Origin of the sequence: Rheinheimera pleomorphica (assembly GCF_011634895.1) — a bacterium.
GTDB classification, from domain to species: Bacteria; Pseudomonadota; Gammaproteobacteria; order Enterobacterales; family Alteromonadaceae; genus Alishewanella; species Alishewanella pleomorphica.
Map to the genome: position 1 here is coordinate 641,082 of NZ_SIRR01000008.1, position 22,509 is coordinate 663,590.

The following is a 22,509-nucleotide window of genomic DNA, read 5'->3' on the forward strand; positions in this document are numbered from 1 at the left end:
GTTTAAGGCGCTATAGCACAGCGCGGCAGGCTGCATTTCAACGCACATAAACGGGCATCATTTACCGTGATCTTACCGTCGCCGTTTTGATCACGCACATCATCCGGCAGCGGGGTTTGGCCAATACCGGCGCGCACCAGCGACACGTCCACAGAATCGGTGGCACCATTACCATCGACATCACAACCGGCGTCTACCGCCGCAATGGTCAGATCAAACAGTATCGGGCTATCGCCCTGCTCGTTACCGTTCAAGCGGCTTTGCACCTGAATAAAACGGCCACTGCTGGCCAGCGCATTGCCTTTAGTGGTGGGCTGATAACTGACCAATGCCAGTCCGGCTTGTGTTTCAGCCGTACGGAAGGATACCTGTACCGCGGTATCTGCCGGTGTCAGATCGTTCCAGTTAATATTGTCCCAGGCGGTACCACTGCTGCCACTGTCATACACGACAGTCCAGGTACCAGTGGGGTTAGTCACGTTACGCGCCACCAGGCCAGTGGCATCGCTATAGGTATAAGGCATATTACCGACCGGAAACACGCCAAGCGGTGCGCCGTCGGTGCCGCGGTATTTTTGAATACGGCCGGCACTGGTAAAACCAATTTGCAACACATCGTTGTTGGCATCTACCTGTATACCAACTGAAGAACTCCCCCCAGCCTGCAGCGGTGCTTGCCATAATAAGGTGCCATCAGGCGCCACTTTTCGCACAGTGCTTTGGCCGGCAATAATATTGCCACCACCATCTACAACGATGCCGGCAGTACCTACCGCCATATTCGGAATAGCGACATGGGTATTGGTTGCCGGATCAAACTGGCGGTTACCACTGCCCAGGTAGACTTTGCCATTACCCAGCGCGATACCATAGTTGGACATGCCACCAAAGGATGAAACCGTGTAGGGCCCGGTGTTGCTTTGCGTATTGCTGATTTTGCCCAGCACACTGCCCAGTGACGCACTCCATAAAGTGCCGCTGGCATCGATCAAGCAACCATAAGGCGTCCAGGAACCGGCATTCGGCTGACCGGCAGTAGGCGTTGTCGATACCGGTCCTGCAATGGTCGAACCATCTGCTGAGCTAATCTTGTAATAAGTGCGATCGTTAAACAGCCCGACCCACAAGTTGCCGTCGGTGCCAATACACATTGCCCGGCCTAATACACCGGTTTGCCGCAGCGGCGCCGCTATGCCATCAGGCACCCGCTTTGCCCAGGCAATACGCTCATCCTGAATTTCATTATCATCGATAATGCCATTGCCATTACTGTCCGCCAGCGGCAGCATTTCACTGGTATCAATAATACCGTCATCATTGACATCAACTGAGGTGTCCAGCACGCCGTTGCTGTTGCGATCAATAAAGCCCTCGGCCAATATTTTCAGCACAACGCCACCATTGCTGGTACCCTGGCTAAAATGGCGGTTAAGCACATAGGCGTTACCATTAATATCTACCGCAGTACGCGACGGCGCAGCGCCGCTGTAAGCGTTACCCAAATGGTTAAAATGGCCAGGTTGGCCTGCCGGGCCAAACCAGGTGCGATACCGGGCGATTTCTTTGTTTAAATTGGTATCAAACTTAGAGACCGTATCCTCACCGGCATTGGCTATCCAGGCCACCGGGAAAGTAGTGCCTACCGCATTTAGTTGCAGCTGATCGCCATTGGGCGCATCGAAGTTAACGCCATCGAGCACACCCAGTGCAAAATCAGCATCCAGCGTGTAGGTTTTATTTGCCGCCAGCGCAGCGCTGCTATAGCTGCACAGTGCTGCCAGCAGCAACGGATAAAGCACGCCTTTGCCAGCCGGGTTGATAAGTTTAGTGTTCATACAACAGGCCTCCTGTTAATCCCGACACCGCAGTCTGCAAAGTACGCACTGTTGCGGGCTGGGGTACCTGGTCCATATCATGTGATTGATTTTCGGTAAGCCGCACTGCCTGTTTTGCAGCTAAATCGTAAGCGTAAAGTTGTGCAGTACCGCTGCGTAAGCTGGTAAAAATGATGTTTTTACCATCTGCCGACCAATGCGGGTTGTAATCTTCATGCGGATGCCGGCTCAGGTTAGTTACCGCAGAGCCATCAGCATGCATGACAAAGATGTCCATCCGCGTTAACCCGGGGTCGTCACGGCTGCTGGCAAACACTAACTGACGGCCGTCTGCCGACCAGCGCGGGGTTTCATAGGCGGCGGGCGCATCGGCGGTTAAATTCACCGACTCTCCGCTGTGTAAATCGGTGCGGTACAAAGCCAGATGACCACGCATATCCGCCACGTACACCACATAACGGCCATCCGGTGAGATGGCCGGGTGGGCCTTATGCCGCTTTGATACCTGCTGACTGATATTTTTCAGCCCAGTGCCGTCGCGCTGCACCAGCCAGACATCCGTTTTACCTTGCGCATTGGCACCGACAAAAACAAGTTGCTGCGCATCGGCAGACCAGACTGGGGCATCCGGGCCTTTTTCCAGGCCATTGCCTGCTATTACCTGCTCAGTGGCATCACTCAGTGGCTGAATATGCAGTGCTACGCCGGCTGTGGTATTGTCGCGTGCCAGATAAGCAATCGCACTGCCATCCGGAGCCCAGGACGGCGCTGTTTGCCACAACGCACTCTGGTTTAACCGGCGCAAATTCTGGCCATCAGCGTCAATCAGGTAAATAGCCGACTGGCCATCACGCACCGAGCTAAACGCTAATGTAGTACCATCCGCAGACCAGGCCGGCTGGGTATTAACAGAATTGCCCTGGGTTAACGCCCGTTCGCTGTTGCCCTGGCTGATATAAATATGGGCATTGCCATCCCGGATAGAGACAAACGCCAACCCCTGCTGCAGTGCGCCAGCACAGACAGCGCTGCTGCACAAGGTTAATGCCGCAAGTACCAGGTTACGATAGTGATAACATGCCATGCTCAACCTCCTGCCGGCTGTACCAGTACTATCGAAGTTGCCACTAAACGGTTACGGCTATCACGTACCTGCAACTGATATTTACCGGCAGCCGCTGTCACCAGCTGGTATGACAAATTGCCATGGCTATCGGCGGTGACCGGCTCCTGGCTGCTATTTTTGCCTACCGTAGTCTTGATGGTGTAACTGGCACCGGCGGTAAAGTGCTGGCCTTGCAGCATCACCATATCGCCGGCTACCGCATGCGATGGCCCGGCCAGTACAGCTTTCGCTGCAGCGATCACGGCTGGGCTGGTCGTTAGTATTAAACAAAGGATTGTGGCGCATAAACGCCTGAATAAAACCGGGGTTTCCATTGCTAGCTTCTCCTTTTGATATCAAGCAGAAACCCGCATCACACCTTAATATGCAGGGGGACAACATCAGGCGGCAATGCATAGCACAGGCCAACATTAGAAGGCACTGTTTTAATTGAAGTTAATTTAGTAAACTGGCCTGTAGTGTGGGCTCGTTGTAAAGCGGCCTGACGCTATAGCGCGCTGGCCGGTGCCAGGTGACAACGCCAGGCTATTGCGGCAGGCGCAGTTTCTCAAACATAATACCGGCCAGGGTGCGGTTATTGACATTCAGCTTGCGTAAAATGGCTGACACATGTTGTTTAATCGTGGTTTCCTGCACCTGCATTTCATAAGCTATCTGCTTATTCAACAAGCCATCGGCAATCATTTTCAACACGCGAAATTGCTGCGGTGTTAGTTGCTCCAGCTGGCGGGCAAAGTCATCATCAATCAGGGTTTTCGCGTTTTGCACATCCTGCTCCAACCCGGCTGGCAGCCAGCTGTCGCCGTTTAGCACTGCGGTTATCGCGGCAGATAACAATTCCAGCGGTGCAGATTTAGGAATATAGGCCGCCGCGCCCAGCGCTAACGCCTGCTTAATAATCACCGGATCTTCCTCGGCTGATACCATGATTACCGGCACATCGGGGTATTCGGTGCGCAGTGCGGTTAAGCCAGTAAAGCCATCAGACCCAGGCATTTTCAGGTCAAGAAAAATAAAGTTAGTGTGCGGATGCGCCCTGAGCAAGGGCCAGAGCTGCTGCATATTTTCGGCTTGCAGTAATACAGCGTCTGCGCCAAGAATATTGGCACAGGCCTGAGATAAAGCGACCCGGAATAACGGGTGGTCGTCTGCTATTAACGCTATCATAAATCCGGTTCAGAGCCTTTTGGCCCATAATGTACCGGGGCTTGCGCCCCGGCAAGTGTTTTGTGTTTAGAAACGGTAACCCACACTCAGGCTAAAGGTGCGTGGTGCGCCGTAATAACCAATTAGCGTGTTATCGCCGCCCAGGCCCGGAATATACTGGCCCGGGTTGGCCGGATCCGGCGCGATAAAGGCGTAGTTACCCACCAGATACTCTTCGTCGGTCAGGTTTTTACCGTGTAACGCTATGCTCCAATGGCCATCATTGCTTAGCCAGGTAACACCTAAATTCAGCAGGCCATAGCTATCCTGCGTTAACAAGTTATCCAGCTCTACCAGTGCATAGCTACTGCGGTAATTGTAATTACCGTTTAAAACGACATCGCCACTGTCCAGCGCCATGTTATAGCTAAAACCAATGTTCGCGGTAGTTTCCGGTGTATTAGTTACCGAGAAACGATCAGAAATATCTACCGCGCCAGTGCCTGGCACAAAAGTAATGGCCTCTTCAAACTTGGCATCAATTAACCCTAAGTTACCATAAATCTCCAGCTCACGGCTGGCTTTCCAGGTCACTTCAAGCTCTAACCCTGTTGCTTCAGAACGCCCTACGTTACCCAACCGCTGGTTCAGTGCAGTGGCATCGTTTTCATCCGGGATCACAGCGATATACTGGCGGTCTTTGTGATCAAGCATAAACAGGGTCGCATTTACCCGTAAACGATCATTCCAGTCACTCTTGATACCAATTTCAAATGAGTTCACATCTTCAGGGTCGGCAGCTGGTTCGGCCACAGTAGCCCGCGGGTTAAAGGTACCTGATTTAAAGCCCTGACTATAGCTGGCAAACACCATCAGATCGTTGCTGTGCTGATATTCAACACCAATTTTTGGTGTTACCTTGGACCAGCTCTCACTGTCATCCAGTACCACAGGCGTCGTCAAACCATCGGGACGGACATAACCCGGGATCCAGCCTGACTCCGGATACACGTTGTCAAAAATCAAGCCATTACGTACCACCGCATCTTTTTCATCTTTGGTATAACGCAAGCCTGCTGTTACTGACCATTTATCATCAATATCATAAGTTCCCTGCGCATATAAAGCGGTACTATCACCATTGCTACAACCGCCAACCTCACGGGTTAAGCCAGGTGCACCAAGCGATTGCCCCAATACCCCCAAGATTGCATCAAACACACCACAGGAGTCCGCGGTATAGTAGTAAGCACCCGATACCATCTTAAAGCCGTCGGTTTGATAATTTAACTGAAATTCCTGGGTAAACTGCTCGTCATCGTAAATAGCCGGCACGTCAAAAATCGGCAGTGACGTATTGTCAAAATCGATGTTGGTTGGCGAGTAGCTTTCACGCTGTGCCGTAATAGACTTAAACGCCCAGTTATCGTTAATGTCCCAGTTAATGCTCAGGCTTAAGCCTTCGGTTTCCACTTTATTGCGGGTGGGTAAGCTGGTGTAAGAATCAAAAACTCTGTCTGGCACCGGCGCATCTGTCAGCAGACTGGGCAACAGCCGGTAGCCACCTTTGGCGTTAGATTTATCGTCGGTTTTGTCATAGTTCAGCCGCATAAATACATTATCTGCCGGCCGGTATTCCAGTGTTAAACGATATGCCTGTAAATCTTTGTTGTAGTTTTCGCCATCTTGTCCCGCCAATGCCGAAGTTAAAAAGTCACCATAGCCATCACGCTGCAGATTGGCGTAGCCAAAGCCCAGATACAACTGGTTATCAATCAACGGAATTTGTCCGGTCGCTTTAATGTCGCCTTGTTTATAGCTGCCCGCAGTAACGTTCACCGCAAATTCAGTATCACCACTCATTTCGCGGGTAACGTATTTAACTGCGCCGCCAATAGTGTTTTTACCATACAGCGTACCTTGCGGGCCGCGTAATACTTCGATGCGTTCTACATTAAGAATGTCCAGCACAGCCCCTTGTGGCCGCGCCACATAAACATCATCTATATAAATACCAACGCCTGGCTCATAGCCCCATAGCGGGTCTTCCTGGCCTACGCCGCGGATAAACGCCGTTAACGTCGAGTTAGTACCCCGACTTTGCTGCAAAGTGGTGTTAGGTGAAAACTGTTGGATTTCAGTTACTGTAGCAATACCACGCTCAGCAATATCTGCCGCACCAATAGAGGTTACGGCTACCGGCACTTCCTGCAGATTTTCAATGGTACGCCGGGCAGTCACCTCAATTCGTTCCAGTTTTATCTCTGCTTCGCTGTCTTTTGCTGTTTCCTGTGCCATGGCAGGCATAGCGAAACAACTGCTGATCGCCAACGCGACTAAGCTGGGCTTTAGTAACGGACGGCTAAACTTGTGCTGGGCATAATTATTATCGTTATGGGCCATTTTGGCTCTCCTGCTGTTTGATTTCACATGATCTTGTTGTTATTTGTGTAGCCTTACTGTAGGCGCAAACGCAGAATTTTTAACCTGTACCTTAGTACTATGGTGATGCCTGCTGTCCTGTATCAGACTAAACGAAAATGCGAACAAGGATAACAAGATGTTGAGTCTTCTCGGATTACTAGCCGGGCTGGGGTTGTTAATAGTGCTGACCATGCGTGGTTTTAACCTGTTTATCACTGCCCCGCTTTGCGCACTGCTGGTGGCGGTAACTAACGGCATTCCGTTCTGGCAAGTCAGTGACAAGCTGGATTTTGTCCACGGCTATATGAGTGGCTTCTCTGGTTTTGTTGCCGCCTGGTTTTTAATGTTTTTGCTCGGCTCGCTGTTTGGCAAGTTAATGGAGCATACTGGCGCTGCCGATGCGGTGGCACTGGCAATAGTGAAAAAACTCGGCCATGGCAAAGCAGTACTGGCAGTAGTGTTGGCTTGTGCGGTATTAACTTACGGTGGTGTCAGTGTGTTTGTGGTAGCGTTTTCGGCTTATCCGATGGCGGTAAGTTTATTTAAAGGCGCTAACCTGCCCAGACGCTTTATCCCGGCGGCACTGGCACTGGGTTCAGTTACCTTTACCATGACCTCAGCCGGCTCACCGGAAATCCAAAACTGGATCCCCATTCCGTACCTGGGCACAACGCCTTATGCCGGCTGGCAGGTCAGTATTATTGTCGCGATTTTTATGGCGATTGTCGGCTATGCCGCGCTGATGTGGATGATTAAACGGGCTGTCGCCACTGGCGAGCACTTTGTACAGCGTAGCAGCGATCCGGTCATCACAGACCGCGCCTTACCGCATCCGCTGATGGGCATTATTCCGCTGGCGGTGGTACTACTGCTGTCGTTTTTATTTCACGACAGCCTGCAACAGGCGGCGCTGATTGTCGCCCTGACCGGCGGTGTGCTCAGCCTTTATTTACTTAACTTTCGCTTTTTACATAACCCGGCCGCGGCCACCAACGAAGGTGTGCTGGGCGCGCTGTTGGCTATAGGCAACACCGCTGCTGTGGTTGGCTTTGGCTCGGTCGCCAAACTGACGCCAGCCTTTGCCAGCGTGGTCGACACCATGACGCATTTACCCGGGCCTGAGCTACTCGGTGCTGCCGTTGCAGTAAGTGCTATCGCGGGCCTAACCGGCTCAGCTTCCGGTGGCCAGGCGATAGCCCTGCCTGAGCTGGCACCGCACTATTTAGAGCGCGGCGTTGACGCCGAGCAATTGCACCGCGTGGTGGCTATTTCGTCCGGCGCGCTGGATTCCTTGCCGCATAATGGCTATGTGGTCACCACTATCCGTGCTATCTGTGGCGAAAGCCACCAAAATGCCTATTGGCCGGTGGCCGTGGTCAGTGTGCTGGTGCCGGTAGCAGGTACTGCATTGGCTATTTTTCTGTTTCAGTGGTTTTAAGGAGCGGTTATGCGTTTTATCGCAGGCTTAGTATGGTTGTTTACTGTTGCCGCAGCGGCAGAACCATTGTTAGTGGAAAAACAGCGCTTTACACTGGATACGTTTACGACTGAAAACGGCCAGGTGATTACGCCGGTGAATATCGGCTGGGAAGCCTATGGCAAGCTAAATGCCGACAAGTCCAATGTGATCCTAATCACCCATTATTTCTCCGGCAGCAGTCATGCCGCCGGTAAATACCACGCCGATGATGCCTCCCCCGGTTACTGGGATGCCATTATTGGCCCGGGTAAAGCCATTGATACCAATAAATTTTATGTTGTTAGCAGCGATACCCTGGTTAACGCTAATGTATTTGATAACAAGGTTATTACCACCGGCCCGGCAACCATCAACCCCGCCACCGGCAAGCCTTATGGTTTAAGCTTTCCGGTGGTTACCATTGGTGATTTTGTTGAGGTGCAAAAAGCCTTGCTCGACAGCCTAGGCATAAGCAAGTTACATGCAGTAATAGGCCCGTCAATGGGTTCGTTTCAGGCCATCGAATGGGCGGTGCGCTACCCGGACAAGGTCGAGCGGTTAATTCCGGTAATTGGCTCTGCGTATATGGATACCTATAGCGCGATAAAACTACAGCGCTGGGCCTACCCGATATTGCAGGATCCAACCTGGCAGGGCGGCGACTACTACGACAAAGGCCAGCCGTGGCAGGGCTTAAGCACGGCACTGGCCTATATTACGCAGGATGCGCTGCACCCGGACGGCTTTAACCCGCGCTATCCGGCCATTAGCAGCGATACAGCGCTACATCAAAGCATCAGCGCCTTACCACAAGCCTGGCAGCAATTAATGACACAAGCGCAGCAGCGGGCTAAAAAGCAAGATGCTAACCATATTCTGTACTTAGTGCGCGCTTCACAGCTGTGGCGCGCTGGCATGGGCGATAACTGGCAACCGGCACTTAGACGGGTCAAAGCTAAAACGCTGTTTTTACCAGCCAGTGGCGACTTATTGCTGCCGCCAGCGCTGAGTAAAAACAGTGCTGATGCCATGACAGCAACGGGCAATACGCCAGATTATGCTGAAATCCCCGGCAACTTCGGCCACCTCGATGGCGTTGTCGGTATTGCCGCAGTAGCACAGCAAATTTCGGCCTTCCTAAACTAACGCCGCGGTTTTTCCTGGCGGGTGCTGCAGGTATTGGGCACCCTTTTTCACCTCTCCATTAGCATTTCAATAACCTTGTGCCACACTTAGCGGTACAAAATTAAATTCAGAGTTAGTTTATTGTGATACTACGCGCCATTTTTATTGCTGTGTGTTGTTTAAAACCGCTGCAGGCCCTGAGTGATACCTTATTACTGGCCAGCAGTAATTACTACCCGCATTACGCCGAGGACTTACCGCAACAAGGTGCTGTTAGTGAAATAGTAAGACAGGCATTTTTACTGCGCGGTATCGACGTTGACATTGAATTTATGCCCTTTGCCCGCGCTTTCCATGAAAGCCGTCAGGCTAACTATATTGGTTTAGTGGCCGCCTGGTACGATGATGAGCGGGCACAGCATTTTTTTTATTCACAGCCCCTTTATGCTAACCAGATCGTATTTTTTAAGCGTAAAAGCGATACTATCCGCTACCAGGATTATGCGGATATAGCTCAGCAACAGCTGCGTCTGGCACTGGTACAAGGCTATTTGCAACCGCAGGCGTTGCTCGACAGCCAGCCCAATATGGTTAGGGTCGCCTTTGACGCCCAGGCGTTTGAGATGCTGGCCCGCGGCCGGGTAGATTTAGTCCCGGGGGATAAACTTAATGGCCTATATCTGTTACAGCACAAGCTACCACAGTATGCTGACACGCTGGATTGGTTGACACCTGCACTGGAGCTGCGGCCGATGTACTTATTATTGTCAAAACAAGACCCGCGCTCAGAGGCGCTGATACAGCAGTTTAACAGCGGTCTGACCGAGCTGCGTCACTCCGGCCAGTATCAGCAGATCCTGCAGGCGCTGCTCCCACATCACAGTGAGCCTTAACTAACAGCTAACTACGCGGGAACAACACCAGGTGGTCTAAATCCAGCCGGATACCAATTTGCTCGCCTATCGCATGGTTGTGATGGCTCAGCGCCAGGCACTGTACCAGCTCGCCACTGTGCAGCTTTAGCTGATACAGAATATGCGAGCCCCGAAAGGCTTTTTCGACTACTTGCGCCGTAATACCGCTGGCATCATCGTGCACAATATCATCGGGGCGGATCAGCACATCAACCTGATCGCCAGCCTGCACCACGCTGGCATAACGCTGGGTAAAGGTGCCCAGGTTAGTTTGCACTTGTTGGCCGTCCAACACGGTACCGGGTATTAGCACTCCACGGCCGATAAAATCGGCAACAAAACGATTAACCGGTTTATGGTACAACTCGTACGGCGTCGCCCACTGCTGTAGGCGGCCAAACTCCATCACCCCTATCATATCGGCCATGGCAAAGGCTTCGTTTTGGTCATGCGTGACCATGACCGCAGTAATGCGCAGCTGCAGCAAAATTTGACGGATTTCGCGCGCCAAGCCTTCGCGTAGTTCGGTATCCAGGCTGGAAAAGGGTTCGTCCAGCAGCAACACCTTGGGTTGCGGTGCCAGTGCCCGCGCTAATGCTACCCGCTGCTGCTGGCCACCGGACAGCTGATGGATATAGCGCTGGCCTAAATCCGGCAGCCCCACCAATTGCAGCAACCGTTTTACTGTAGCGGTTTTATCCGCTTTAGACTGCTGTGCTAAACCAAAACTAATGTTGTCGGCCACATTAAGGTGCGGGAACAAAGCAAAATCCTGAAACACCATACCTACCTGGCGCCGCTCTGGTGCCAGTTGCACGCTGTCACTGCTAACCAGTTGGCGCTGCAGGCGGATACTGCCACTGGCCACCGGCTCAAAACCGGCAATGGCCCGAAGCAAGGTGGTTTTGCCACAGCCGGATGGGCCGACTAAACAACCAATCTGGCCCTGCGCTAATGACAAGCTGACATCTTTCACTACAGTATGTCCGCCGTAGGCTACGGCAACCTGTTGTAAATCCAGCATTAATGCGCTCCTTCGTTAGCCGCTTTGACCGAGCGGGCCAATAATATCACCGGTAATAAACTCACCAGCACTATCGCCAGCGCCGGCAAGGCGGCATCAGCCAGACGCTCGTCAGACGCCAGCTCATAGGTACGCACCGCCAGCGTATTAAAATTAAACGGCCGTAAAATCAGCGTAGCCGGCAGCTCTTTTAGTACATCAACAAACACCAGCAATAACGCCGTTAATACACTGGAGCGTAGCAACGGTACATGCACTTTTTTCAGCACCTGCAATGGCGTAAAGCCCAGCGAGCGGGCCGCATTGTCCATGCTGGGTTTAATCCGCTCCAGCCCGGTTTCTACACTGTGCAGCGACACCGCCAGAAAACGCACACTGTAGGCCAGTAACAACGCGAATAGGGTACCAGAGAAAATCAGCCCGGTACGCACACCAAACCATTGCTCGGCCAGTGCGTCAATGCGGCCATCCAGATAAGCCAGTGGCAGCATAACCCCAATGGCAATAACGGTACCGGGCACGGCATATCCCAGTGCTGCCAGCCTTACCGGCGCCTGCACCAGCGCATCCCGGCGCAGCCGTTTACCGTAGGCAAACAACAAAGCCAGCAATACGGCCAACACAGCGGCCATTGCTGCCAGCGTAAAACTGTTCCATACCAGGGAAGCAAACTGCTGGTTCAGTGTGACCTGATAATTGCTTAGTGCCCAGCTACACAGTTGTAGCGCCGGGACGATAAAGCCAAACAACACCGGCAGACAACACAGTAGCAGTATGCCAAATTGCCGTAGCAGACTAACCCGGCGCAGGTTAGCTGCCTGGCTGCGCTGGCCCTGATGATAATAACGGATCTTGCGCCGTGACCAGCGCTCCAGCAGCAGCAATACCAACACAAAACCGGTTAGCATCGCCGCCAGCTGTGCCGCAGCCGCCTGATTACCCATACCAAACCAGGTACGGAAAATGCCGGTAGTAAAGGTGGTGACACCAAAGTACTGCACAGTGCCATAGTCGGCAAAGGCTTCCATCATTGCCAGCGCAGTACCGGTTAAAATGGCGGGTCGCGCCAGCGGCAGCGCCACCCGCCAAAAATGTTGCCTGGGGGTTAAGCCAAGCGTACGACTGGCCTCAAATAATGACGCCGATTGCTCATAAAACGCCGTACGCGCCAACATATACACATAGGGATACAGCACCAGCGACAACATCAGAATAGCGCCGCCTAACGATCGGATCTCGGGAAACCAATAGTCGCCATAGCGCCAACCGGTTAGCTCACGCAGGCTAGTCTGTAGCGGGCCGGCGAAGTCGAGCATGCCAGTATAGGTGTAAGCAATAATATAGGCCGGCATCGCCAGCGGAAGCAACAACAGCCATTGCAGCACGCGGCGACCAACAAATTGATACTGGCTAACCAGCCAGGCGCTGCCGGTACCCAGCAGCAGAGCCCCCAAGCCTGTGCCTCCGGCTAACAACAGCGAGTTAAGCACATAGTCAGCCAGCACCGTCTGACGCAAATGCAGCCAGATCTCGGTTTGTGGATTAAATACACTGGCAAAAATTACCACTACCGGTAACGCCAGTAACAGCGCCGGCAATAATACTGCCCAGCGCCAGATATCGCGCCAGCCTGTTAGCATCTGGCGCATACCTTGTTACAACATACTGATTTCAAATATTACTTCCAGCCTGCACGGTCCATTACCCGGATCGCCTCAGCGTTTAATTCGCCCAATTTGTCCAATTGTAACTGGTCAGCTTTAAATTCACCAAAGCCTTGTAAAATAGTACTCACCTGCACGCCGGCACGCACCGGATATTCGTGGTTAGTTTCGGCATACCACTGTTGCGCTTCTGTGGTGGTCATATATTCCAGCAACTGAATAGCCTGGGCTTTGTTAGGGGCATATTTGGCCACACCAGCGCCGGAGATATTAATATGCGCACCGCGCCCATCCTGATTCGGCCAGAACACCTGCACTTTTTCGGCGATGGCTTTTTGCGCCGGGTCGGCCAGCATACCGCCTAAGTAGTAGGTATTGGCAATGGCAATATCACAAACACCAGCAGCGGCGGCTTTAATCTGGTCGCGATCACCGCCTTTGGGTGGCATGGCAAAGTTAGCGACCAGGCCTTTGGCCCAGCTTTCGGCTTTTTCGGCGCCATCATGCGCAATAATACTGGCGGTCATCGACTGATTGTAAATATTGTCTGATGAGCGGATACAAATTTTACCTTTCCACTTCGGGCTGGCTAAATCTTCATAGGTAGATAACTGCTTAGGGTCAACCTTGCCCGGCACATATAAAATTGGCCGTGCCCGCATGGTTAAGCCATACCATTGACCGGCCGGGTCACGCATTTCTGCCGGAATAGTGTCAGTTAATACGTTTGATTCAACGGCCTGCAGTACACCTTGCTGCTTGGCACGGTATAAACGGCCAACATCAGTACTTATCAGCACATCGGCCGGGCTGTTGCGCCCTTCGCTGGCCATGCGGCTAATCAGCTCATCCGGCTTGCCGGTGATCAGGTTAACTTTAATGCCGGTTTGCGCGCTGAATTTATCCAGCAGCGGCTTAATCAGCTCTTCCTGCCGCGCAGAGTAAATATTCACTTCGCTGGCCTGGGCGGCCGCCATATTACACAGTGCTGTTACCACCGCAGCGCCAACTAAACTTAATGCCTTAACTGATTTCATCACCAAACTCCTGAAGGAAAGGGGAAACACAAAAGATAGGCTATCTAAGCATAAATACGAATTATTCTCAACGAGATTGCGCTTAAACTAATAAAAAAGCCGTTAAATATGCTTAACGGCTTTTCTTTACAACTCAGGTACGGTTTTAGTGATCGTGTGCTTCAGCAGCTTCTGCAATGCCTAACCACACCAGCTTATGCGGCATAAAGTTCAGCTGTTTGCTTGAGACCACTTCAGCATCAGCAATATCGACTGTTAGCAGTGTGCTGTCGATGGGGTTAGTGACATAAACTTTGTCATCACTGGCTGAGATCGCCAGTTCAAAGCGGGAGCCTTCTGGCATGGTGCTGACATCAGCGCTGGTTAGCTGCACTTTGGCGGCAAACTCAAACGCCGGCTCTTCCGCTTCTACAGCGCCGTCGTGTGCATGACCGTGGTAGTTCAGAATGGTTAAGTAGCCCTGGTTATCCAGCAGCACAAATTTTTCGCCTTTATCGGCAAAACCGTAGCCAATAATGTCGGCGCCTTCGCCGCCCTGCCAGTCTACTAAATCCATGTCGCCATCTTCTGCATGAATAGCAAACATGCTGCTACCGGCAAACCCCACCAGATGTTCGGCATGCTCAGCACCGACCAGAGTACCAATGCGCATGGTGCCGCTAAAATCGTCGGTGTTGGCAATTTTGCTGGCGGTAAAGGTTTCACCTTCCTGAGTTATTACCAACACTCCGTCAGTACAGCCAAAAGCAATCACATGCGCGTTCTGCGCGCTGCCATGCAAGCCCGGGCAAGTCTCGGTAAATACCCTTTCTTCATCGAAATGATCATCATGTGCATGATACAAGCCGACTTGATCCGGTAAGGTAGTCGCGCTATTGGCATCGCGGATAGTTGACAGTACATATTCGCCACGGGCCTGGGCAGCACCATGCATATGCGTGGTGTAATGCAGCACCGGGTAGCCGTTGCTGTCGGTAGTGATATCCGCATCGGTAATCACCGCCACTGCCGCTGGCGTGCTGCTATTGCCATCGCCGTCAAAAAATACAGCGGTCTGGCTGTCGGTACTGCTAATGTGAGTTGGCCGGCTGTCTGATAACACAAAGCTGCTTAATGCCGGTGCTTGCTGGTAGTCATGCAGGTGGTCTACATGATCTTCCTGGAATAAACCACCATCAACAAACTCGACCCGATCTGTAGTGCGCTGCACAACCAGCGCATAGCGTTTACCGGCAGACGCTGCCAGCGCAGAAGGTGTATCGGCTACAGCAAAGGTGTCCAGTAAGCTGCCATCTTCCAGTTCGTACACCGACAGCAGGTTAGAGTCTTTGGCGGAAATCACCAGCCGGCCGACGCTGCTGATATCACCGTGGTCATGGTCGTCGCCATGATCATGCTCATCATCGCCGGCGATTGGCTCTTTTTCGACGATATTCGTCGTGCTATCACCACAGGCGCTGAGCAGCGAGGTGGCAACCAACAGCGCCACCAGACTGAGTTTTTTTTGTAACTTTGGCTGTAACATGAACATCTCCTTGCAAAATAAAAAATTTGCCGCAGGCCAGGAACCAGATAGATACCTACGGCAAAAAACTTAAAAACTGCCGCGTAACCCCAGTGCCACAGAGCGGCCCGGTAACGGCGTTAAATCCTTTAAGAATGAGGTATGTACCCGCGCTTCTTCGTCGGTCAGGTTTTGCCCTTTCAAATAGGCGGTTAACAGCTGTCCGCCCAGGTTAAAGCGGTAACTTAGGCTGGCATCAAGCAGGGTGTAACCGTCAGTCGCAGTTTCTAATGCGGCCGTTCTATCCTGCTTAAAGTAACGGCTGGCGCGCAGATCCGCACTGTAAGCATCCTGCTCGTAGGCCAGCTCGGCACTGATGCGCAGTGGCGGCGTGCGCGGTAATTCGCCGCCCTGTTTTAACCGGGCACGGATATAATCGCCCTGCAGGGTTAATTTAAACGGCGCATTGATTTGCCAGAAATACTGGGCTTCAAAACCATGTAGCCTGACGTCGGCCGCAGTAAACAGATACACTGGCAACTCGCCAGCGTGGTCGTGTTCATCACCGTGGTCGTGGCTATGACCAGACTCAGCAAACAAACCGGTATTTTGCTGGTAATAATAGTTATCTATCTGGTTATAGAAGGCATTTAACACAAAGCCGGTATTACCGCTGAATTTACGCAGCGTAATATCCAGGTTATTCGCCGTTTCCAGTTTCACCGGCTGGCTATTTAATACAAACTCGTCGCCATCCAGGGTAAACAGCGCGCCGACTTCATAAGATTGGGTACCAATGTGCGCACCAAACGACAGCATTTCTGCTGCTGATGGAGCCCGCTGTGAGCGTGACAGTGACACGCCCAGGTTATAGCCTTCGGCAAAATCCCACACGGTACCGGCCGATAAACTGTACGGCGTAAACTTCTGGCTGACATCAAATACCCGGCTCAATCCCTCTGCATGATCATGGTCATGCTCTTCTTTGTCATTGCCATGCTCTGCTTCGTCATGGCCATGCGCAGCAATATCCGGCAGCCGCATATCAGAGGCGTCGATAGTCACGCGCTCAACTCTGGCGCCCAATTGCACCAGCCAGTGACCAAAATGACGCTCTTCCACCCAGGCCAGCGCTAGGGTTTTGCTTTCAGATGGCGGAGTAAAGGCTTCTTCGCCAATGGCTTCGAAGTCACTGTATTTATAGTGCAGGCTTAAACCACCGCGCCAATGATTAAAGGTTCGGTGTAACAGCTCAACACGCGCTTCATAGCTGTCATTGGCAAAGGTGGTGCCAACAACACCGTTTTCAATTTCAGCATGCTGATAGTCGGTATAGGCTAAACGGGTATTAACGGCGCGGATCAGGCTATTATCGACGTTAATCTCGCTCAGTAACTGCCAGCGGTTTTGCGTTAAATCGGCAAATACCTGTTCTTCCTCATGCGCATGCTCTTCATCGTCATGCCCGCCATGCGAGTGACCAGGTATACCGTACTCGCGCTCTAAGCGACCGTAAGACATACCAACATAGCCATTATCCAGCAGCCAACTGGCGCCGACAGTGCCACCCTTGGCAGTTTGGCCTGAGTTTTCAACTTTGCCTTTTTCAGCGCCTTGTTCCGGCACACTTTCGGCAAAACCCGGAATACTGTAGTTGTCGCTGTCGCGCCAGAAACCATCAACATAAACCGCAAACATATCTGTTCCGTTAACAGCTGATCCCGCTACCAGTTTTTCATTATTTACCGACTCACGCTGCAGCATCCACTCGGCCCGCGGCGTACTGCTGGTTGGCGCCCGCTCATCAACCACGTTTACTACACCTCCTATGGCGCCACTGCCATAAAATAATGTCGCCGGGCCACGCAGTACTTCAATCTGGGTGGCAGTGCTGGCTTCGCTGGCTACACCATGATCCGGGCCAACCCGTGAAGCATCACCGGCATCCAGGCCATTTTGTGTGATCAGCACGCGCGGGCCATCTAAACCGCGGATAATCGGGCTACTTGAGACACCACCATAAAAGTTTGAGTGCACGCCGACTTCATTTTTTAGCGTATCGCCCAGTGTGGCCGCCTGACGCATTTTCAGTGCATCACCAGCCAGTACATTTACCGGCAGGGAAGATTCGGTAGCTGAAGCATGAAACGGGCTGGCTTTAACATCAATGGTTTCTATGGTGGTAGCAAATAGCACCACGCTGAGGTTGTCCAGCCCGGCTGCAGGCACATCTACATGCACATTGCGGTGGGCAAAGCGGCTCGCTTCGATATGCAGCTCTGCGTCACCGGCGTTAACCTTGGCCAGTACAAAACGGCCGTTGTCATCTGTGCGGGTTTCACCGTTGGCACCCATCAGCTGTACCCGGGCATTCGCCACCGGATTACCGGCGGTGTCTGTTACTGTGCCTGTAATACTGTCGGCATAAGCCGTTGACGTTAAAGCAGCAAACACTGCTGCGGTTAACAGAGTCGGTTTAAACATTGTCACTCCATGTTAGCCATTTGCTGTCACAACCTGATCAGTCAATTTGACGATTTAAGTGTTACGTTATAACATATTTCGAATATTGTGATGTTATAACATTTTCATGACAAGCTGCAATGCTTACGATAAGAAACCGACAGCACACGGTGAATAACATAAACGGCATAGCTGCTCACTGTGCGGTATGAAGCGAGGTTGTATGAAAGATCTGATAGCGGCCATTTTATCCGGCCTTTGTGTTGTGCATTGTCTGGCCATGCCGCTGCTGCTGGCGCTGGGCAGTTCCGGCTTGCTGCTCGGGCTGTTTAGCTCTGAGTGGTTTCATTATCTGATGCTGTTACCCATCAGTGTGTTGCTGGCCTGGAGCCTGCCCGGCGGCTGGTGTGTACACCAGCGTAAAGCCCCTTTTATGTTGGGTTTAAGCGGGTTTTTACTGTTAGCCGCGGCACTGTTTGCTCCGCATGACGCCGAAACGGCGCTATCCGTTAGCGGTGGCTTACTGCTGGTTAGCGCGCATTTATATAACCGTAAGTTGCTAACGCGGCTGCAGGAGCAACTGGCATGACTGCGTTAGCCTTTACTGACTTTAGTCCGCCAAGCCGTCAGCTGTGCGCCGATGATGCCAAAGTGCTTACCGGCGTCGACACTGCCGCGGGTACTGCTGACACTGAACCCGATGTAGCCAACTTGCCTGGCGTTTGCTTAGCGACTGCGACAATTTGTCACAGCGACATAAGCTGCTGTTGGCGTTACACTTAACGCACTCAGAATGACATTACCGCTGCAATGGTTTAGTCTCTTCTGACATTTTGCAAACGGCTGCCTGGCAGCCGTATTTTTTCGTAGCAGGTAGTGCTTCGCGATGGCCAGACAACTTATTATTGCCACTGAACTTTCTGAGCAACATCAGCTTAAGCATTTTGTCCAGTTTCGCTGGGGCCTGATTGGCTTTGAAGCGCTAGCGCTTATCGCCGGCTGGTTACTGCATTATGCGGTCAGCTCGTGGCCATTACTTGGCTTGTTACTGTTAACCCATATCTGCACCAACTTACTACCCTATTGGCTGGCCGCCAGTAAAGTACCGCTAAAGGTGATTTACCTGCTGTGCTGCACGCTGGATATTCTGCTGCTGACCTGTTTATTGGCCTTAAGCGGCGGCGTTAGCAATGGCCTGGTGGCGATGCTGCTGCTGCCGGTGGCGGTGGCCGCAGTGATGCTGCCCGGACGCAGCGGCTATCTGGTTGCGGTGCTGGCGATACTCGGTTACAGCCTGTTGCTGCAGGTCGGCGATTTACACATTCCGGATATCGATACTTTGCTTACGCAAACCGCACAGCAGGCAAGCCATGTGGGTCATGACATGCATGCGCAGCATAGCAGCGGCGGCTTTAGCCAGCATATGCAGCAAATGTGGTGGGCCTTTACCATTTCAGCGTTGCTGATCAGCTGGTTTATCAGTGCCCAGGCGAAATTAAACCGGATAAAATCAAAAAAGATCAGTGAGTTACAGCAGCAGCAAATTCGCAACGAGCAAATGCTGGCATTAGCCACCTTTGCTGCCAATGCAGCACATGACTTAGCCAGCCCGATCCAAACTATGCAGCTGCTAGCCGACGAACTTGACACTGCAGCGCCCGCCGCGCAGGAGTTAAAGCAGCAGCTGCAGCGCTGTCAGCAGATAGTACAGCAACTGCGCAGTGATGCCGGCAGCCTGCGTGAAGAAAACAGCACAGCACCGCTGTGTCAGCAAACCGAACAGGCCGTAGCGCGCTGGTTGAACAGCCGGCCGGAGATCAGCCTTAGCATTGAGCGCAATTTACAAGCTGAAGATTTTAGCCTGGCCGACAGTCAGGGCTTTACGGCAGCGCTACTCAATATTCTCGATAACGCGGCTGACGCCAGCCTGGCGAATAACAGCAATCAGTTGCAGCTGCAGCTGAGCTTAAAAAGTGAAGACTTAACCCTGCAGGTGCGTGACTTTGGTGAAGGCCTGTCCGACAGCCGGCTGGCTGAACTGGGTAAATTGCCGCAGCAAAGCGAACAAGGTTTAGGCATAGGCCAGTTTCTGGCGAATATGTCGATTGAGCGCTTAGGCGGTACGGTACGCCGACAAAATGCCGGTAACGGCACCGTTACGCTGATTAGCATGCCGCGCCAACACAGCGAGCCACGCCCATGAAGCTGGTAATTGTCGATGATGATATTGCGCTGTTAAATGCGCTGTCGCGCCGCTTTAGCCAGCGCGGTTTTGATGTTATCACCATTGCAGAAGCTGTTACCACACAACAGCTTATCAGCGAAAACGCCGACACCTATCTGCTTGATCTGCGCTTTGCCAGCCAGTCCGGTTTAAACTTTGTCGCGCCGCTGCGCCAGGCACTGCCAAAGTGTCGTATTGTGCTGCTAAGCGGCTATGCCAGCATTGCCAATGCCGTACAGGCGGTAAAATTGGGGGCAGATGATTATCTGACCAAGCCAGCTGATCTGCTGCAACTGGAGCAGGCGCTGCGGGGTGAACATCTGGCCACTGAGCGTGCTACAGAAGACACTCCAGCAGTGTTATCGCCGGATCAACTGGAGTGGGAACATATAAATCGGGTACTCACCGAGCAGGATGGTAATATCAGCCGCACCGCTGAGCTGCTGGGCATGCACCGGCGCACTCTGCAGCGCAAGCTAAGTAAACACCGGCCTTAAAACTTAAGGCTGGCGCTGCCGGCAAAGCAGTGGCAGCAAGAACCGGTTCTAGCCTATTTCAACGCCCCTGGCCACCATCTTCGGCGTTGCACTCTCGCCTTAAACGAATATGTTAAGCAACGGGCTATCGACCTAATTCAGTTATAGCTCTGTTAACAACAGCATAAATCCATGAGTACTAAACCCTATTCACAGAGTTAAACGGATGGATCTGAAAGGATTAATTGGTGCCTAGGGTCGGACTCGAACCGACACGGAGTTTCCCCCGGCGGATTTTGAATCCGCTGCGTCTACCGATTTCGCCACCCAGGCACTGAGGGATATTTTGAGGTAAACGCCTGCATTATACGATGCGATTAGCGATGCGCAAGCGAATTTATGCCAAGCGCTTTTAGTTGCACAAAAATACAGCAGCTTCGAAAAAGCGCAGCCACGTGCTAAACTTGCGCGGTTTTTACTACCGGATAACGCTATGTTTGCTAATGCTCCCCGTGCGGGTTTAGTACGCCGTTTGGCGGCAATACTGTATGACTGGTTAATTTTAGCCGCATTGTGGATGGCAGCGATGGCGCTGGCGCTGTTGCTGGTAGGTATACTGAACCGCTTTGGCGTTATTTCGCTGGCAAATTATACCGACCATGCCGATTTTATTGCCCGGCATAACATTTGGTTTCAGCTGTATTCTCTGCTGTGGTTTGGCTGGTTTTATCTGTATTTTTGGTACAAAGGTGGCCAAACCCTGGGCATGCGCGCCTGGCGTTTATTACTGGTACAGCAAGATGGTGCGGCGGTTAGCCTGAAACAAGCGGCGCTGCGGGCAGCCACGGCACTGTTTGGTTTGGGTAATCTTTGGTTGTGGCTACGCTGGGGTAAAGGCCTGGCGTTACAGGATCAGCTAAGCGGCACCCAGGTAATAGTGCTGACAAAAGAACAAAGTAAGTTGCTGAACCTGCATAAAGCAGCCCGTTAGGGCTGTTTTACTATATCTGCGATATGCAGCTACACCTTTTTGCGCATAAAGTAGATAGATAACCCGATAAACAGCAGGCTGGGCAACAAGGCACCGGCCAGTGGTGGCAACTGGTACACCAGCGCCATCGGACCAAATACTTCATTGGCCATATAAAAACCAAAACCGGTTAAAATACCCATTAACACCCTGGCGGCCATTGTCACACTGCGCAGCGGGCCGAAAATAAACGATAAGGCCATCAGTAACATAGCGACAATGGTCAGCGGTTGCAGCGCTTTGCGCCAAAAGGCTAACTGGTAGCGGCTGGCATCCTGCGCATTTTGCTGCAGGTAATCCATATACTCATTCAGGCCTTTTAGCGACAGCATTTCCGGTTTAATGGTAACCACACCCAACTTGTCAGGCGTTAACGACGAGCGCCAGCGCTGGGTTGGCAATTGTTGTTTGGCAATGCGCTCAGGCGTGAAATCCAGCCGGCTTACCTGTTGCAACTGCCAGGCGTCCTGCTGATATACGGCACTGTCGGCGCTGACCAGTGCAACCAGCTGTAATTGCTCGTCAAACTGATAAATGACCAGGTCCTGCAAATTACCAAAATCATCCACTTTGCGGATATTGACAAACTGATCGCCATCTTTAGCCCAGACGCCCTGCTGTGCGGCAAACAGGCTGCCATCAGAAATCGCTTTGGTGCGCAGCTCACGGGCCGCGCGATCGCTTACCGGCGCGCCCCACTCGGCCACAGCCATTACCAGCAACATCATCAGCACTGAGGTTTTCATCACTGAGCTGATAATATTAAACCGTGACAAGCCCGCCGCCTGCATTACCACCAGTTCGCTGCTGCTGGCCAGCATGCCCAACCCAATAAGCCCGCCAATCAGCGCTGCCATTGGAAAAAAAGTCACTAAATCGCCCGGTACGCTGTACAAGGTAAACAGTGCGGCATGCACCATATCGTAGTAGCCACGTCCTATCGAGCGCATCTGGTCGATAAATTTAAACAAGGCTGAAATCGCCAGCAGCACACTCAGGGTTAACATTGAGGTACTGAGGATAGTGCGGCCAATATAGATATCGAGAATTTTCAGCAT

The 22,509-nt window shown here is 52.2% G+C and carries 19 protein-coding genes and 1 tRNA gene; 8 read left to right on the top strand and 12 right to left on the bottom strand.

The genetic code is table 11. The annotated features are described in order from the left end of the window. Window positions 1-2: 2 nt before the first annotated feature. From EYB30_RS12090 to EYB30_RS12110, 5 genes are all read right to left on the bottom strand, one after another. Complete coding sequence (locus EYB30_RS12090; protein ID WP_166839161.1) at window positions 3-1,835, bottom strand: hypothetical protein; 1,833 nt, start codon at window positions 1,833-1,835, stop codon at window positions 3-5. Further along, window positions 1,825-2,919, bottom strand: coding sequence for a TolB family protein (locus EYB30_RS12095; protein ID WP_166839162.1), 1,095 nt, complete (start codon window positions 2,917-2,919; stop codon window positions 1,825-1,827). The genes EYB30_RS12090 and EYB30_RS12095 overlap by 11 nt, the downstream gene beginning before the upstream one ends. Window positions 2,920-2,921: 2 nt before the next feature. Then, window positions 2,922-3,275, bottom strand: a complete 354-nt coding sequence (locus tag EYB30_RS12100) for a hypothetical protein (protein ID WP_166839163.1) — start codon at window positions 3,273-3,275, stop codon at window positions 2,922-2,924. A gap of 211 nt (window positions 3,276-3,486) precedes the next feature. Continuing rightward, window positions 3,487-4,128, bottom strand: coding sequence for a response regulator transcription factor (locus EYB30_RS12105; RefSeq protein ID WP_166839164.1), 642 nt, complete (start codon window positions 4,126-4,128; stop codon window positions 3,487-3,489). A 66-nt stretch (window positions 4,129-4,194) separates the two neighbouring features. Continuing rightward, window positions 4,195-6,510, bottom strand: coding sequence for a TonB-dependent receptor (locus EYB30_RS12110; RefSeq protein ID WP_166839165.1), 2,316 nt, complete (start codon window positions 6,508-6,510; stop codon window positions 4,195-4,197). Between the two features lie 157 nt (window positions 6,511-6,667). On the opposite strand from EYB30_RS12110, the gene EYB30_RS12115 reads away from it, so the two are divergent. The 3 genes from EYB30_RS12115 (at window position 6,668) to EYB30_RS12125 (ending at window position 10,008) form a co-directional block, all read left to right on the top strand. Further along, complete coding sequence (locus EYB30_RS12115; RefSeq protein ID WP_166839166.1) at window positions 6,668-7,969, top strand: GntP family permease; 1,302 nt, start codon at window positions 6,668-6,670, stop codon at window positions 7,967-7,969. A gap of 9 nt (window positions 7,970-7,978) precedes the next feature. Then, on the top strand, window positions 7,979-9,136 hold the full coding sequence (locus EYB30_RS12120; RefSeq protein ID WP_166839167.1) for an E22 family MetX-like putative esterase: 1,158 nt from the start codon (window positions 7,979-7,981) through the stop codon (window positions 9,134-9,136). Between the two features lie 122 nt (window positions 9,137-9,258). Continuing rightward, entirely contained in the window at window positions 9,259-10,008 is a 750-nt protein-coding gene (locus EYB30_RS12125; RefSeq protein WP_241698018.1) for a substrate-binding periplasmic protein, read from the top strand. A gap of 7 nt (window positions 10,009-10,015) precedes the next feature. Here the strand turns inward: EYB30_RS12125 and EYB30_RS12130 are convergent, their stop codons facing one another. The 5 genes from EYB30_RS12130 to EYB30_RS12150 form a co-directional block, all read right to left on the bottom strand. Then, entirely contained in the window at window positions 10,016-11,053 is a 1,038-nt protein-coding gene (locus tag EYB30_RS12130; RefSeq protein ID WP_166839168.1) for an ABC transporter ATP-binding protein, read from the bottom strand. Beyond that, window positions 11,053-12,693, bottom strand: coding sequence for an ABC transporter permease (locus EYB30_RS12135; protein ID WP_166839169.1), 1,641 nt, complete (start codon window positions 12,691-12,693; stop codon window positions 11,053-11,055). The genes EYB30_RS12130 and EYB30_RS12135 overlap by 1 nt, the downstream gene beginning before the upstream one ends. A 38-nt stretch (window positions 12,694-12,731) precedes the next feature. Then, window positions 12,732-13,754, bottom strand: a complete 1,023-nt coding sequence (locus tag EYB30_RS12140; RefSeq protein WP_166839170.1) for a Fe(3+) ABC transporter substrate-binding protein — start codon at window positions 13,752-13,754, stop codon at window positions 12,732-12,734. 145 nt (window positions 13,755-13,899) lie between these two features. Next, entirely contained in the window at window positions 13,900-15,279 is a 1,380-nt protein-coding gene (locus EYB30_RS12145; protein WP_166839171.1) for a 5-methyltetrahydrofolate--homocysteine methyltransferase, read from the bottom strand. Between the two features lie 69 nt (window positions 15,280-15,348). Next, the gene (locus EYB30_RS12150; RefSeq protein WP_166839172.1) at window positions 15,349-17,742 is read right to left on the bottom strand and encodes a TonB-dependent receptor; all 2,394 of its coding nucleotides are present in this window, start codon (window positions 17,740-17,742) and stop codon (window positions 15,349-15,351) included. Between the two features lie 202 nt (window positions 17,743-17,944). On the opposite strand from EYB30_RS12150, the gene EYB30_RS12155 reads away from it, so the two are divergent. From EYB30_RS12155 to EYB30_RS12170, 4 genes are all read left to right on the top strand, one after another. Next, the gene (locus EYB30_RS12155; protein ID WP_166839173.1) at window positions 17,945-18,310 is read left to right on the top strand and encodes a MerC domain-containing protein; all 366 of its coding nucleotides are present in this window, start codon (window positions 17,945-17,947) and stop codon (window positions 18,308-18,310) included. Continuing rightward, complete coding sequence (locus tag EYB30_RS12160; RefSeq protein ID WP_166839174.1) at window positions 18,307-18,504, top strand: hypothetical protein; 198 nt, start codon at window positions 18,307-18,309, stop codon at window positions 18,502-18,504. The genes EYB30_RS12155 and EYB30_RS12160 overlap by 4 nt, the downstream gene beginning before the upstream one ends. A 103-nt stretch (window positions 18,505-18,607) precedes the next feature. Then, a complete protein-coding gene (locus tag EYB30_RS12165) occupies window positions 18,608-19,924 on the top strand; it encodes a sensor histidine kinase (protein ID WP_166839175.1) in 1,317 nt (438 codons plus the stop codon). Then, a complete protein-coding gene (locus tag EYB30_RS12170) occupies window positions 19,921-20,442 on the top strand; it encodes a response regulator transcription factor (protein WP_166839176.1) in 522 nt (173 codons plus the stop codon). Before EYB30_RS12165 ends, EYB30_RS12170 begins: the two co-directional genes overlap by 4 nt. 225 nt (window positions 20,443-20,667) lie before the next feature. Here the strand turns inward: EYB30_RS12170 and EYB30_RS12175 are convergent. Beyond that, window positions 20,668-20,754, bottom strand: a tRNA-Leu gene (locus EYB30_RS12175). Window positions 20,755-20,914: 160 nt separating this feature from the next. On the opposite strand from EYB30_RS12175, the gene EYB30_RS12180 reads away from it, so the two are divergent. After that, a complete protein-coding gene (locus EYB30_RS12180; RefSeq protein WP_166839177.1) occupies window positions 20,915-21,412 on the top strand; it encodes an RDD family protein in 498 nt (165 codons plus the stop codon). Between the two features lie 29 nt (window positions 21,413-21,441). Here EYB30_RS12180 and lptG read toward each other — a convergent pair whose 3' ends face one another. Then, complete coding sequence (gene lptG, locus EYB30_RS12185) at window positions 21,442-22,509, bottom strand: LPS export ABC transporter permease LptG (RefSeq protein ID WP_166839178.1); 1,068 nt, start codon at window positions 22,507-22,509, stop codon at window positions 21,442-21,444.